Origin of the sequence: Geobacillus sp. GHH01, from assembly GCF_000336445.1 — a bacterium.
GTDB lineage: Bacteria > Bacillota > Bacilli > Bacillales > Anoxybacillaceae > Geobacillus > Geobacillus zalihae.
This window is the reverse complement of sequence record NC_020210.1, coordinates 1,471,522-1,486,616: the sequence shown is the minus strand read 5'-3', so window position 1 is coordinate 1,486,616 and position 15,095 is coordinate 1,471,522. Positions and strand designations below refer to the sequence as shown.

At 48.1% G+C, this 15,095-nt stretch carries 12 protein-coding genes; 1 reads left to right on the top strand and 11 read right to left on the bottom strand.

Annotated features, from left to right (window positions below):
• Window positions 1-6: 6 nt before the first annotated feature.
• From GHH_RS07295 to GHH_RS07280, 4 genes are all read right to left on the bottom strand, one after another.
• Complete coding sequence (locus GHH_RS07295; protein WP_015374661.1) at window positions 7-1,458, bottom strand: MFS transporter; 1,452 nt, start codon at window positions 1,456-1,458, stop codon at window positions 7-9.
• A gap of 19 nt (window positions 1,459-1,477) precedes the next feature.
• Window positions 1,478-2,341: a fumarylacetoacetate hydrolase family protein gene (locus tag GHH_RS07290; RefSeq protein WP_015374660.1), complete on the bottom strand. Its 864-nt coding sequence runs from the start codon at window positions 2,339-2,341 to the stop codon at window positions 1,478-1,480.
• A 22-nt stretch (window positions 2,342-2,363) separates the two neighbouring features.
• Window positions 2,364-3,917: a class I adenylate-forming enzyme family protein gene (locus GHH_RS07285; protein ID WP_015374659.1), complete on the bottom strand. Its 1,554-nt coding sequence runs from the start codon at window positions 3,915-3,917 to the stop codon at window positions 2,364-2,366.
• A gap of 107 nt (window positions 3,918-4,024) precedes the next feature.
• Window positions 4,025-5,119: a cupin domain-containing protein gene (locus GHH_RS07280; RefSeq protein ID WP_015374658.1), complete on the bottom strand. Its 1,095-nt coding sequence runs from the start codon at window positions 5,117-5,119 to the stop codon at window positions 4,025-4,027.
• Between the two features lie 215 nt (window positions 5,120-5,334).
• Between GHH_RS07280 and GHH_RS07275 the strand changes: the two genes are divergently transcribed.
• The gene (locus GHH_RS07275; protein WP_013145554.1) at window positions 5,335-6,114 is read left to right on the top strand and encodes an IclR family transcriptional regulator; all 780 of its coding nucleotides are present in this window, start codon (window positions 5,335-5,337) and stop codon (window positions 6,112-6,114) included.
• A gap of 154 nt (window positions 6,115-6,268) precedes the next feature.
• Here GHH_RS07275 and GHH_RS07270 read toward each other — a convergent pair whose 3' ends face one another.
• The 7 genes from GHH_RS07270 to GHH_RS07240 form a co-directional block, all read right to left on the bottom strand.
• Window positions 6,269-7,447 (bottom strand): acetyl-CoA C-acetyltransferase, encoded by a 1,179-nt coding sequence (locus tag GHH_RS07270; RefSeq protein ID WP_015374657.1) that lies wholly within the window; start codon window positions 7,445-7,447, stop codon window positions 6,269-6,271.
• Window positions 7,448-7,465: 18 nt separating this feature from the next.
• The gene (locus GHH_RS07265; RefSeq protein ID WP_015374656.1) at window positions 7,466-9,007 is read right to left on the bottom strand and encodes a class I adenylate-forming enzyme family protein; all 1,542 of its coding nucleotides are present in this window, start codon (window positions 9,005-9,007) and stop codon (window positions 7,466-7,468) included.
• 28 nt (window positions 9,008-9,035) lie between these two features.
• The gene (locus GHH_RS07260) at window positions 9,036-9,536 is read right to left on the bottom strand and encodes a DUF3237 domain-containing protein (RefSeq protein ID WP_020754752.1); all 501 of its coding nucleotides are present in this window, start codon (window positions 9,534-9,536) and stop codon (window positions 9,036-9,038) included.
• Window positions 9,537-9,542: 6 nt separating this feature from the next.
• Window positions 9,543-10,895 (bottom strand): aromatic acid/H+ symport family MFS transporter, encoded by a 1,353-nt coding sequence (locus GHH_RS07255; RefSeq protein WP_015374654.1) that lies wholly within the window; start codon window positions 10,893-10,895, stop codon window positions 9,543-9,545.
• A 151-nt stretch (window positions 10,896-11,046) separates the two neighbouring features.
• The gene (locus GHH_RS07250; protein WP_015374653.1) at window positions 11,047-11,826 is read right to left on the bottom strand and encodes an enoyl-CoA hydratase/isomerase family protein; all 780 of its coding nucleotides are present in this window, start codon (window positions 11,824-11,826) and stop codon (window positions 11,047-11,049) included.
• Window positions 11,827-11,895: 69 nt separating this feature from the next.
• On the bottom strand, window positions 11,896-12,756 hold the full coding sequence (locus GHH_RS07245; protein ID WP_015374652.1) for a 3-hydroxyacyl-CoA dehydrogenase family protein: 861 nt from the start codon (window positions 12,754-12,756) through the stop codon (window positions 11,896-11,898).
• A gap of 108 nt (window positions 12,757-12,864) precedes the next feature.
• Entirely contained in the window at window positions 12,865-15,084 is a 2,220-nt protein-coding gene (locus tag GHH_RS07240) for a helix-turn-helix domain-containing protein (RefSeq protein ID WP_015374651.1), read from the bottom strand.
• Between the last annotated feature and the right edge of the window lie 11 nt (window positions 15,085-15,095).

The following is a 15,095-nucleotide window of genomic DNA, read 5'->3' as shown; positions in this document are numbered from 1 at the left end:
TCAACTTCAATGGTTTACATCTGTTTCTTGGGCGTTTATTACAGTAGTTAGTCTACCTTCTAAACTAGGCTTTACAGCAATGACAAGCAGTAAGCTCGCTGACATTAAAATACCATCAAGCAACAATGCACTTCCCCAGCTTCCTGAATGATCGCGCATGGCTCCTGAAATCACCGGCGCTAATAACGCTCCAATTTCGGAGAACAAATTCAGCATCCCAAACGCCGCACCTTTATATTTTGGCGGAGCAAAGTCAGCTGTAAGGGCATGGTTGACCGGTTGAAGCGCGAAAAAGAACACCCCGGAAGTAAATAAAATAAGAGACATGATTACCGGATTGCTGCCCCCTGACATTACATAAAAGGCAAAGATGAAAATGAAGACAGTCAGCAGCCCCGTCAACACTGCCAATACATTACGTTTTCCGTTGACTCCGTCAGCAAATCGGTCAGCTAATCTCCCCCCAAGTGGAAAGCCGATGAGACCTGCAACAGCATTAAACGAAGCAATTAACGCCGCTGAAACGAGCGTGCCTCCCCCAAAATCTTGCACAATCGCCACTGACCAAAATCCATAAAACCATAGATGCCATAATACCGGAATGAACGAAAGATATAGAAACAATAGGTTGCGGCTTTTTAGGATCGGCCCGACTTCTTCACTCTTTGCTTTATAAATATACACGATATACAGCACCGCCAGCGCCGTCAAAACGAGGCCGATCGTCGCTGGCGATAATTGCATAGCATTCGTGGCATAATACAAAGTCATAATGATGATCAAGAATAAGAAAGAAGTTTGCAACAGTCGCCCCACTGGTGGACCGTACGACTCCGATTGCACTGCAAAACCGTCCGGCCTCATCCATTTGTACATCATAGCGCCGACGATAAGCGTAATGGCTCCCATAAGCAAAAACGGCGCTTTCCATGCATGCGTCCCCATCAGTGGCTGAAACATCTGAACGACATATGGGGTCGCAATTGTTGCGATCGTTAATCCGAGCGTCAGACCAGTCAATACGACACCCATCCCAAGCCCGACTTTTTCCGGTGGCGTCACTTGGGTGATCAAGGAACGGTCGTTCGAATAAAAGACACCCTCCCCAAGCCCGGTAAGCACACGCAAGGCGATAAACGCCACCAAACCACCGACCAATCCAGTCAACAGCGTCGTCACACCGGCCCATACAATGCTGATGACGACAATGACACGATAGCCAAACTTGTCGCCGAAATATCCGCCGGGGAATTGCGTAAGCATATACCCGGCGAAAAACAAGCTGCCAAGCAAACCTCCAAGCGCGTGGGGGTTGGACGATTCCGCCAAAAACTCAACTTTGTTTTCAATCATCCATGTGACGACAGGTCCCGTCAATGTTCGATCAATGTAGGAAACAACCCATCCCAAAAAGAGCATTAACCACACAGTATGGTACCGCTTCCATCCTCTTTCCATGAACAATCCCCCCTTACCTTTATCGCAATGCAGCCGTGCGGGAAGCCAAGGCGACGTGGACGGAATAACCCCCGATCCCCTCAATCTCCATGCGGATGACATCCCCGTCATGAATCGGTCCGACGCCATCCGGCGTCCCTGTCGTAATGACATCGCCCGGCTCAAGCGTCATAACGCGCGAATAAATTTCTATAAGCTCAGCAATAGAACAAATCATCTCTTTTGTATTGACTTTCTGCCGAACTTCTCCATTGACTGTCAGCACCATATTGACGTTGTTCGGGTCGCCAATCTCCTCTTTCGTCACGATCCACGGCCCCATCGGAGTGAATGTATCAAACGATTTGCGCAAACAACGTTCCTCATGATGCACATCATCCGGGCGCAACGTGACATCAATCAACCCTGTGTAACCAAATATATACTCGTAGGCATTTTCCGCCTTGACGTTTTTCGCCGTCTTTCCGATAACAAATGCGAGTTCCAACTCATGGTCAAAACGGCGGTTCGGATCGGGCAAAACAATCGTGTCACCAGGTCCGATGATGGAAGAAGGCGCTTTCAAGAAAAAACCGAGCCCCCTTGCCGTATGCTCCACTTTCATTTCCTTTTGGTGGGACACATAGTTGACGGGAGCAGCCACAATTTTCCCCGGCTTCTTCACCGGCTGGCGCAGCCGGACATCTGCTAGTGCATAAGCCGGGCATTCGTGCAAATGGTTTTCGATTTCTGGACGATAGACATCAAACTCAGCAATCAGCTGCGTCATCGGACAGAAACTGACACCTTGATGAAGATGCCCGAACAATCGGCTCCCAATCTCATAAATGACATCATCGACAATAACTCCGAGTTGAAAGTCATTAAACAGTGCTAGTTTCATATCATTTATCCACTCCTTTTCTCTACTTGACTTCCATCTGGGCATATTGCTTCCGCAACATTCCTTTGCTTACTTTTCCTGATGCTGTCGTCGGCAGCTCATCAACGATTTTTAAATATTCTGGCAATTTGTATTTTGCCATTCCTGCCTCAAGCAAATATTGTTGCATGTCTTCGAGCGAAAATGTCGTTCCTTCTTTCAAAGACACGATCGCACAGCCGCGCTCTCCGAGCCGTTCGTCTGGAACTGCGATCACTGCTGCTTGGCGAATATGCGGATGCGAAAGCAACACTTCCTCAATTTCTGCGGCATGCACTTTCAGTCCACCACGGTTGATAATGTCCTTTTTTCGGCTGACGTAATGAACGTAGCCTCCCTCATCTTTCCATCCTAAATCCCCAGTGAGGAAAAAACCTTCTTTCGTCATGAATTGCTGAGTTGCGACTTCATTTTTATAGTATCCTTTAAACAGCGAACGACCGCGAAAACCAATCTCCCCTACTTGCCCGTTTGGCAATGGCCTGTGGTTCTCGTCAAAAATGCCGATTTCCCCCGTCGGGCACACCCGGCCGACCGTATCAGAAGCGAGATGTGGCGCATCATTCGGTCGCGTAAACGATCCCGCTCCAATTTCCGTCATCCCCCATTGGGCAACGATGCTACAACGGAAACGCTGACGGAACGATTCGACCATCCAAGCCGGAATTTTTGTCCCCCCTGTTAGGACTAGACGTAGTTTTGATGGATATACCTTTGTCTCATCCGTTCCTTTTAATATATCAATCAAATGGGCAGGTGCAGCTACACAAAAGGTGACTCCATGCTGGCTGAAAGCATCTAAAACACGCTCAACCGAAAATTGCGATAACATCACTTGAGTAGCTCCGCTATAAAGGCCCATTAAAATCATCGGCAAAGAAAACATATGACTCATCGGCGTCAAACAAAGCATGACGTCATCACCCGTCAATCCATATTCCTGCCCATTGTGCAAATGGGCAGGAATAAATGTCTCATACGTATGGATGACGGCTTTCGGGTCAGACTCCGTTCCCGATGTAAACAACATCATCATTGGATCGTCCGGGGAAACCTCGCCATGATCCGCCGAAAGTCCGTTTCCTGTCAGCATCGCATCGAAGCTATAATGATCGGGCTGCTTTCTTCTCCCAACGACGATAACGTGTTGCAACGTCGGAATCATCTGACGGAGCGATTCCATCATTTCTGCATGATCGAATCCTTTCCATTGATCAATGGAAATAACTGCTTTTACATGGGCAAACGAAAACATAAACGATAGCTCTTTTTGTCGATACACTAAGTTCACAGGCACCATGATGGCTCCAAGGCGCGCCAAAGCTAAATGGGCCACAGCAAACTCCCAGCTGTTCGGCAATTGCACTGCCACTGCATCGCCTTTCTGCACGCCCAAATCTCTCAACCGCTCAGCCAGTCGCAAAGACCGTTCGTTCACTTCCACAAAAGACAGTGCATGTTCGCCATCGATTATGGCGATCTTCTTCCCATAATGAACCGCCGCGTGTTCAACAATGTCCTCCGCCATATTCGGCATTTGACCCCTCAACCGTACAACCTCCTCTTTTTGATTGGTGCATGCAAACGCAAATCCTCCTAATCATTTAAAATCGCTAGGCGTCTCATGGGAAAGTGGTGTATATGTTAGACTTGGGAGAGTGGCTCGAATACATCAATGATAGATTGATAGCCGCCGTTTTTGTCATACGCTTCTTCTCTCTCCAAATCAAGCCGCTCCATGATCGGCAAATCATTAATGGAGAATAAATGGGCGTCTCCCTCTCCTGTATTGACATGCTCATGCCAACTCCAAGGCGGCAAAATGAAGAAATCGCCTTTCGCCCATTCAAATTTGACCCCGTTGATTATCGTGTATCCTTCACCGTCAAGAACGTGATACACGGCGCTGTGAACATGGCGGTGCGCCTTTGTGTGCATGCCAGGGGTTAATTTTTGCATCGTCGTTCCAATGCGCAAATCCGCTGATCCCCCAGTCAACGGGTTAATGTAATCAACCGCATAGCCGTCATACGGATCAGGATCAAGCTTGGACAAGTTCTCAAGCACTTGTTTCGTTGTTTTCCATTTATAGGCGATCAACGGAGAAGGATAGCCTTTTCGCTTCCGGTCGGAAACCGGACGTAACGCCCCCGTTGCATATTTAAACGTTGAACCGTTGTGAGGACCAGAAACAGGAAATACATCTTCAGAATACGGCTCAAAGAACGAACCAGCAAAGTTTCTTACCAGCCCAACATCGAGGCCATCCATCCAAATAACCGGTTCCGTCCCTTCATGGCCGTGATCGTGCCACGTCCATGCCGGTGTCAAAATCAAATCTCCGCGCTCCATATATGTTCGTTCGCCATCGACGGCCGTATAGGCCCCTTCTCCTTCAATAATGAATCGGATCGCCGATTGACTATGGCGATGCGCAGGCGCCACTTCGCCTGGCAACAACAGCTGCACTCCGACGTACAGTGTGTTGGTCGAGTAACCAATTAGACCTTGTTTCAATAGCGATGGATTTTGCAAATAAATGACTCGACGCTCGCTCTCTCTCCCTAAGCGAAGCAACTCTCCAGCCTCGAGCAAATACTTACGGATCGTCTCCCACTTCCACAAATACGGCATAACCTCGTGATCAGGCTCAGGCGTCACCATTTTGCCAAGCTTCTCCCACAACGGCCCTAAATACACTTTCTCCAATTCTTCATTAAGACGGTCAAGCGCTTTCATTTTTGTGTCCTCCATTATCCCCTCTCCCCTCAATTCGTATAGTGAATTAATAATTCATTTTTGCAATTTAAATAATACAACAAACCCAAATATTTGTCAAACTATTTAAAATATAAAAATAAATAACACTTCATCTTCTCTCTAACCTGGGCATCGGCTATCTCTTTATGTTACAATGAGTGTTGAAAACGAAATCGCTACAGAGGAGCACAATCATGAGAAAGGTAAATGTGGAGACGATTCGTTCAGTGGAACGCGCGGTTCAAATCTTGAACTGTTTTAGTTTTGAACGCCCTGACCTCTCTATTGAAGAGATTGTTACGAAAACAAAACTAGCGAAAGCCACTGTTTACCGCCTGTTATGGACGCTCGAAACGCAAGGACTGATCCATTACGATCAAAAGGAAAACGTATACCGCCTCGGTTATAAAATGCTCGAATACGGTGGAATCGTTCTCGAAAACCTGGACATGCGACGCGAGGCGGAACCGTTTTTGCATGACTTGCAGTCCCAAACAGGCTATACAGTCCTATTTGCTGTGCGCCAACAAGACAGCTTGCAATACGTCATCCGCCTTGACAGCGACGAAGGCTTTCAGCCACGCTCATATATCGGGCGCCGGCGCGTCCTGCATTACGGGGCGCTTGGAACAACCATCATGGCATACTTGCCCGATGAAGAGGCAAAGGCGATTCTCGAAAAATATCCATTGGAGGCCCATACGCCGAACACGATCGTGGACAAGCATCAATTTCTTGAACGTTTGCGTCTCATTCGCAAAGACGGATTTTTTGTCGATAAAGACGAAACATTTATCGGTTTTACGGCGGTCGCCGCGCCCGTTTTTGATCGAACTGGCATCATCGGCGCCATCGGGCTGGCCGGCGCCACATTTAAAATGGTGGAAACACTGCCTGAGCTGATCCGCCAAACAGTCAGCACAGCCCAACATATATCGAAACGACTCGGGCATCTTTCCTATTCCCCTTCCTAATAGGAAGCTGTTTCTCGTCCCCGAAATTAATGCAACAATAAAATACGGCGGTTTTTCCTGTTGCATATGGAAAAACCGCCGTTGCGATCATTTGCTCCTCGACTGCCCTTGTAAAAGCACTGTCCTGTTCTTTTTGTGTTTATCTCTTAACCCATTACAGTCTTTCCCAGATCGCAGCAATGCCTTGGCCACCGCCGATGCATAGTGAAGAAGCACCGTATTTCTTTCCTCTTCTTTTCAACTCATAAACGAGTGTCAACGTGATGCGCGTTCCTGAAGCTGCCAATGGATGGCCAAGCGCGACCGCCCCACCGTTGACGTTGCCTTTGTCATCATCAAATCCCAGTTCCTTCTGGCAAGCCAAATATTGGGCTGAAAATGCTTCGTTGATTTCAATCAAGTCGAGGTCATCAATTGATAAATTCGCTTTGTCGAGCGCCTGGCGAATCGCTGGAACCGGACCGATTCCCATATACTGCGGTTCAACGCCGACGATGCCCCACGAAACGAGACGGGCGAGCGGTTTCAATCCGCGCTTGGCGGCGTAGTCCCCCGAGGCGACAACAACCGCGGCCGCACCGTCGTTCATCCCGCTGGCATTGCCTGGTGTCACGACTCCGTTTTCGAGAAAGCGCGGTTGAAGCGCCCTTAACTGCTCCAAACTGGTCTTCCGCGGATGCTCATCGGTGTCAACGATCGTTTCTCCTTTTTTTCCTTGCACGGTGACGGGGACAATTTCTTGACGGAAATACCCATTGGCCATCGCCGCAAGAGCCCGCTCATGGCTGCGGAGGGCGTGTTGGTCAGCCTCTTCGCGCGTAATGTGATACTTTTTTGCCAAGTTTTCAGCCGTCATGGCCATGCTGCAGCCGCCAACTGTGTCATACAGCCCATCCCACACCCAGTCCTCCACCGTCGGGCTGCCTAATGGCGTTCCCCAGCGCATTCCTCGAATGACATGCGGCACTTGGCTCATGTTTTCGGTACCTCCTGCCAGCACCACTTCCGCTTCCCCGGTTAAAATGAGGCGCGCGGCCATGATAATCGTCTCGAGTCCCGTTCCGCACAACCGGTTCACCGTCACAGCCGGCACGTCGATGGGCACCCCGGCCTTCAAGCCGACGTGGCGAGCAAGCAAGTGAGCATCCCGGCTTGACTGCTGGACATTGCCAAATACAACATGGTCGATTTCTTCTGGCTCGATTCCTGCTTTTTTCATCGCTTCCCGCGCCGCAATAGCTCCTAAATCGGTCGCGGAGATTTCACGAAACGAACCGCAAAATTTAGCAAATGGCGTTCGTGCTCCTTCAATCAACACAATATCCGTCGACATATTCTCCCTCCCAAATATTCAATATTCTTTTAACATTGCTTTTAATTTCCCCTTCTGAATTTTTCCGCTCGCCGTCGTCGGGAATTGATCAACAAAAACAACTTTGTTTGGAAGTTTATAGTCCGCAACCAATGGACGTAAAAACTCGATGATGTCCGCCTCGGTTATATGAACGCCTTCCTTGGGTTGAATAACAGCGCAAACTGATTCGCCTAATACTGGGTCAGGCAAGCCGACTACTGCCGAGGCGAAAACGACAGGGTGCTGCTGCAAAATCATTTCGATCTCTTTCGGATAAATGTTGTATCCACCACGGATGATAAGCTCCTTTTTCCGTCCGATAAATCGAATATATCCGTATTCATCCATCATCCCAAGGTCGCCGGTATAATACCAGCCGTCCTCATCAAGCACCTCGGCGGTCTGTTCCGGCATGTTGTAGTATCCTTTCATGACACCAAACCCTCGGCAGGCAATTTCCCCAATTTCCCCTGGTGGAAGCGTCTCTCTCCGTTCATTGACAATCTTCACTTCATTTCCTTCCAGCGCTTTGCCGACCGTTTCAAATATTCGATCTTCTTCTGCCTCAAACGGAGTGATCGTAACAGAGCCAGTCTCCGTTGTCCCGAACGATATGCATAACGTCATTCCCATTTTCTCACGTATCGCTTTTACCGTCTCCAACGGACAAACATCCGCTCCCGTCATTCCTGCGCGCAATGACGACAAATCGAATGACTCACTATTCAATACGTTTAACTCCATATGAAGCATTGCCGGCACAGCATGATGAATGGTTACTTTTTCTTTTTCGATAAGCCGCAGCGCCTCTCTTGGGCTGTACCTTTCCTGCAGCACCATTTTTGCCTGGCTGTATACAGCGGACATCAAGTTGCACGCCATGCCGAACACATGGAAAATCGGCGTACAAATAAGAAACACATCATCTTGGTTGCACCTCAAGCTGTCGGCAATCGCCACACCTGATTGGACGATGCCGCGATGAGTAATCATCACTCCTTTTGGCGCTCCAGTCGTACCAGACGTGTATAAAAGACAAAACAGGTCATGTTGCGGATCAATCGTCACCATGGGAAACGATTGATCAGTTGCATAGGCCATAAGCTGTTCCAAAGAAAGGAAGCCTGATTTGACAAACCGAACCGTAATAATTTGATCAACGCTGGTTCCAATGAAACTCAATCCGATATGCTTTTCGATTTCCTCACATACAAAAACAGCTTTCATTCCAGAATTTTTTATAATATGTTCAACTTCGTGCTGTCGATATTTCGGATTAAAAGGAACAACAATCGCTCCAATTTGGGAGATGGCAAAAAATAGTTGGACCGTTTCCAACCAGTTCGGCAAACAAACGCCCACCCGATCCCCTTGCTTGATGCCGAGCGAGACTAGAGCTGATGCCAACTGGTGGACTTCCTTGTGCAAATCACCGTAGGTGATTCGGCGCCGCAGGTCATAGATGGCCTCTTTGGATGGATTGTCCACCGCCGCTCGTTCCAATAGTTGAGGAACAGACAAAACACGAACGGTTTCCATCTCTCCCCGTCCCTCCGTTTCCCCAAAGTTAACCGGCTTGATAAAACGTGATTTCCACTTCCGTTGGCTTTCGAATTCCTTCCCCAACAAACACCATTTTATTCAAAAAATCATATCGTCCGCTTTTCACTTCAAAAATAGGGGTCGTTTTAAAATAATAAGAGTCCCGCGGCACATCTTCGCCGCGGAATATTTTATCGATGATTTCTTTCGACCCGTGTCGGTATCCTTTATTGACAACATAAATAGGCACCCCGTCATCCGTCTCGATCACATAATGGGCGAGCAGCTCTGCTACCCCATCTCTCCGAATCAATTGATAGTCCGCCCCTCCAGGCAACACCTTTCCCCGCATTAAAGGTCCCTCAAAACTTCCACCGAGAATGGGGATCACTCTTCGGTGCCCATATCCGACATCTCCTATTTCAATCGGTTTTCCAACCTCAATGTAAACAGTAAATATATGTTCAAGTCGGATGGTTGTTCCCTTCTTTCTATGAAATTGACCTTCTCCGTCTCTACAAAGCAATTCTGTTCATGAAACAGTCACTTGCCCATTCCCTGTCTTCGCTTGCTCGTTGCGATAGATTGCATACTTTTCTTGCACGAGCAACACGGCAAGACCCCCTAATACCGCAGCGCTGGCAATAGCAGCAAAATTATATTGAGGCGGCAAGTTAAAGGACAGCAAAACCCCAACAAACGTCGGTGCAACAATGCCACCGATTCTGCCGAACGCCATCGTGCTCCCTAAAGCAGTGGACCGCATCACTTCCGGATAGTATTGTGAAACAAATGCATTGGCAATGTTTTGGACACCTACTGAGGCGGCTCCAATAATGGCAATCAGTGCAAAAGCAACAATTGTACTGCTCATAAAACCAATCAGCGATAAAGCGACCGCTCCACAGAAGAACAAAGGGACAAGCACCCTCTTAAATCCCCATTTATTCACTAACGGACCGAAGACTACAGTACCAATGATCGCCCCAATTTGCATCACGGCGGTAAATGCAAGGCTGGAGCTCAAATCATAGCCTGCTTTCATCATCAGTCGGGGAAGCCATGTGTTCATTGAGTAAATGAGAACAAATGAACTGAAGCAAGATAACCAAAACATCACGGTGCTAAACGCCCGATGCTCCGTGAATAATTTCACGATAGGCAAAGAAACTTGAGTCTTTCTTTCAGGCTTGACTAGTTCAACCACACCATCATGACTAATATGAGGATCAATCAAAGCAAGAACTTTTTGTGCTTCCTCTTCCCTTCCCTTTTCTAGAAGAAAACCAACCGACTCGGGAACACCTTTCATTAAAAATGGAAGGAATAATACCGGAACACCTCCGATCCAATAGATGGACTCCCACCCAACCGTCGGCAAAAGCGCCCGGCTCGTCAATGCAGCGGCAATAGCCCCAACTGAATAACCACAAAAAATCGAAGCAACAATGGCTGTACGAACTCGTTTGGGAAACATTTCTGTCGCTAGTGCGATGACATTAGGCATAACGCCGCCAAGACCAATCCCAGCAATGACCCGAGAGATGGTAAATAAAATTGGATTTGGAGCGAAACCGGCAAGGAAGGTAAAAAAGCCAAATAAAAATGTAGTCAACAAGATAATTTTTTTGCGCCCCATTCGATCGGCCAGCATGCCAAACAATACCGCTCCAATCGCTGTTCCAATGACTGTATAGCTGCCGATGGCACCAGCTGTGACATCTGAAATCCCCCACTCTTGAATCAATAAAGGAACCGAAGCGCCATAAATGACAACATCATACCCATCAAGCGTAATCACGAGAAACAGCCAAATCATAAGCCAAATATGGAATGAACGGACTGGGCTATTGTCAATCACATCAGCCGGATGAATTTGTTTCACATGGGTTCCCTCCCTAATATATTTACGTTTTTGCTCTTGTCATCCACCGCTTTGGGATGCTAGTCAAGACCGGATTCGTTCCCCAAAGGCAGTGAACATCTATCCGGGTCAGAACTTGCTTAATAACCCTGTTCTCCGTTACTGACCATATCTACTTTCCACTAAACACCGGCTTCCGCTTTTCGGCAAACGCCCGCATTCCTTCTTTCCGATCCTCGGTCGCAAACGCGTTCCCGAAGCAAGCCGTTTCCACGATCAGCCCTGACTGCAAATCCACATTGACTCCCGTGTTGACCGCTTCTTTCAACATGCGCATGGCAATGGCTGGCTTTTGCGCCAATTTTTCAGCCCATTCTTTCGCTGCTGGCAAAAGTTCGTCAGCTGGAACGACTTTATTTACCAAATGAATGGCAAGCGCCCGCTTGGCATCGATCATTTCACCGAAGTACAGCAATTCTTTCGCCACCCCCTGACCGACGATGCGCGGCAGCCGCTGCGTCCCGCCGCCGCCCGGGATAATGCCGAGGTTGACCTCTGGGAAGGCAAACTTGGCATTCTCTGAGCAAATGCGCAAATCGCATGCGAGCGCCAACTCGCAGCCCCCGCCGAGCGCTAGCCCGTTCACCGCTGCGATTACCGGTTTGGAGGCGTTTTCAATTTTTAAAAACGCGATTCGTGAAATTTTGTTCATTTCCATCATGCCGGCTAAATCCAAGTCCATCATTTCACGAATATCGGCACCGGCGACAAACGCTTTTTCCCCTGTTCCCGTAATGATGATCGCCCCTACTTGTTGGTTGGCTTCGAGCTCATCGATCAAAGCAGATAGCTCTTGAAACACTTTTGTATTCAACGGATTGAGCGGAGGGCGGTGGATGGATACAACCGCCACTCGGTTTTCGATTTCACATTGCAAAAATTCATAGTTCACGGCTCATTCCTCCTCCTAGAATTTTTAACGACGTAGTGGTGGCGTACAATGAGCATCGCCGCTCCGCCCTTATCGGGCATCACCGTAATCGTAAAACCCGGCTCCCGTTTTTCGACCGAGCCTTCCTGCCCGGACAAGCTGTCTCAGCAATAAAGGCGCCGCAAATCGGTCATCCTTAAACTCTTGATAAAAATAATCCATGACATGAAGGCCGATATCGACCCCGGCAAAATCTTGCAACGTAAACGGCCCCATCGGGTAGTTCAAGCCGAGCGTCACCGCTTTATCGATGTCTTCCATCGAAGCCACTCCCTCCTCAACAAGGCGGATCGCTTCGATGAACTGAGGGATCATAATGCGGTTGACGATGAATCCCGGGGAATCTTTCTTCACCTCAACCGGTTCTTTGTTCAGCTTTCGGGCAAGCTCTTTCGCCTGTTCGACCGTTTCATCGCTTGTTTTGTATCCGCGTACGACTTCAACGAGTTTCATCAGCTGCGGGGGATTGAAGAAATGCATGCCGACAACTTGGCTTGGACGGTTAGTGGCAGAAGCGATTTCTGTGATGGACATCGATGACGTGTTCGTCGCTAGGATGGCGTGTTCTGGCGCAATGTTGTCCAATTGAGAAAAAACTTCTTTTTTCACCTCCATGTTTTCGATGACCGCTTCAATGACAACATCCACCTGCTTCATGTCATGCAAATCGGTCGACGCCTTCACCTTTTCCAGCGCTTCATGTTTCTGTTCGACAGTCAATTTTCCTTTGGCGACGCTTTTCTCCATGAATGCTTCCATCCGCGAGCGTGCTTTTTGTAGCATGCGTTCGTCGATGTCTACTAATATGACATCAAATCCCGATAAAGCGGCCAAGTTGGCAATGCCGCTTCCCATCGTGCCTGCTCCTACGACTCCGATCGTTGATGGCATTCGACAAGTCCTCCTTTATTTATTTTTAGAATTTTCTATATTATCTTTGCTATTGATTATAAAGAAGGTGAAAATAAAAAAATACCTGCATGATGCAGGAAAACATGCTTATTTTTTCAGCATTTTGGCGGAAGGCAGACCGTATAAGTCGTATAATTTCAACGCCATCATCAAGTTGAACCGCTGCTCTGCACCCTGCAAAGAAAAACCGAGCATTTCTTCAATCTTTTCCAAACGATATTGAAGGGTGCTGCGGTGAATGTACAGCCTTTCAGCAGTTTCCGTTAAATGGCCGTTGCAATCAAGGAAAACGCGAACTGTTTGCAGCCAGTCGGCATTCCGCCCCACGGAATGCCGGAGCAACGGACCAAGGTATTTGTCGACAAAAAGCTTCGCGGCCTCTAATTCTTTTAAATGGTGCAATACCGTATACGCCCCGAGTTCATCAAAAAACGCCACGCTTTTTCCGGGAAAATTGCGGATCATCACTTGCAGCGCCTGCATCGCCTGCCGGTAGGAAACATAATAATCTCCAATCGACGAGGCCTTTCCACCGATCCCTAAAAAGACACGGTACGACGTCTTCTCTTCGTTGATCCATCGGCTTATCCGCTGATGCCATTCGCTCCAATATTTCTCCGGCTTCTTTCTTTCTCTTGCCGCTGGGGCGATCAAAATATATTGGTCTTCAACAGCTCCGTACAACAAGCTGGAGTCCTCGGCGGCAATTCGCACTTTCAGCCGGTTCCAGAGCACCGTCTTCTCCGCATTTTGTTTGACTAAATCAACCGTCCCGTTCGATTCATCCATCTGCAAGTGCAACACAGCAAGCCGATGCTCTTCGAAAATGTTCCATTGAAATACATTGGCGTACTGGATGATGCTCTCTTCATCTTCGATTTCCGCGGCCAACAACTTATGCAAAAAACTGTCTTTCAGCTGCTCTTTTGTCTCAAACACGAGCTTTTGTTTCATAAATTGGATCGAAAAAATATTGCGGGCCAACTCGACGCCAAGAAGAAAAAAATCATCCATTTCGTTTGGAGATGCCTCAATGGCCAAATAGCCGACCGCATCTCCGCCATTATGAATCGGCCAAACCACAATCGACAAATCTGATAATCCTTCGAGCTGAATATGTCCGCCCATACGGCTTTTCCCTAGCACTTGATTGAATACCTGCTTCGCAATTTGCCGTAGCTGTTGCCCGCTCAGCCCACTTCGTTCATGTGCAATTGGCCTCATAAAACGGTCAAACACGATGACCGCTTTATCAAACATGTGGCTTACTGTTTTTGTAATACCGTGAAAATCTTCATGTCGAATCGTTTCTTTCATCAATTTTTGTTGGTATTGAAGCAGGAAACGCAAGCGGTTGGTATGATCCCGCTCCTGTTGGTACAGCCGGACATTTTCCAGCATCACGGCCACGTAGTTCGCCAGCATGTCCAAGATCTCGACATCTTCTTTTGTAAATGTCCCTTCGTTTTTCCGTTCGACGTGCAAGACGCCGATCGTTTTGAAGTTGACGACCAGCGGCACCGTTAACTCGTCTCCGCCTGGTCTCTCCAAGAAGGGGAAATAATCGCTGACCCGATAGTTATTTTTCATCATCACTTGTTTCGGACTCGCTACTTTGCCGTATAAAGGGGGATGAACAACGAAGCTGTTGTCCTCTTCTCTGTATAAATACATACAGGCGCCGCCCGCATTCGTCCCCTTGCCCGCCCGTTCAACGATTTTGTCGACAAACTGCTCAAGCGGCGTATCCAATGAAACATGCTGCGCCAGCCACTGGAGGCCGACCATTTTTCGCCGTTGGGTTTCTTTTTGCCTGGCGACTGTAACAGCAAGGGCAACATCTTCTCCAAAATCGTCAAACAACTGCCTCGCCTCAGCCAGCAAAGAAACATAACGGCGAAATCCGATCATGCAAATGCCATATTCGCTTTCTTGATCCTTAATGGGAACGCTGAACCACGTTTTAATACCGTTTTTCCTCAACAATTCGATCAGCAAACACGGGCTGTCCTCTTCCACCTCTTGAAATGTTGTGCTTCCTTCAAACAGCCGCGGCAAACAATTGGCCATTGCGATCGGGGGATGGGGGATTCCGCGCTGAAAATCTCCTTGATATAACGTCGGAACAACATGGTCTCCTTCCTTTAGCACAATCGCAATCAAGTCGCACTCTAGTTCCTCACGAAATGAGTTCACCAAGTATTGCAGCGCTTCCCCTTCCGTATTAAACTTCACCAGTTTCCGCGCTGTTGTCCGCAAATGATTTTCAATTTTTTTCATCAGTTTTTGCCGCTTGTTTTCGTCCATGGTGCTTGCCT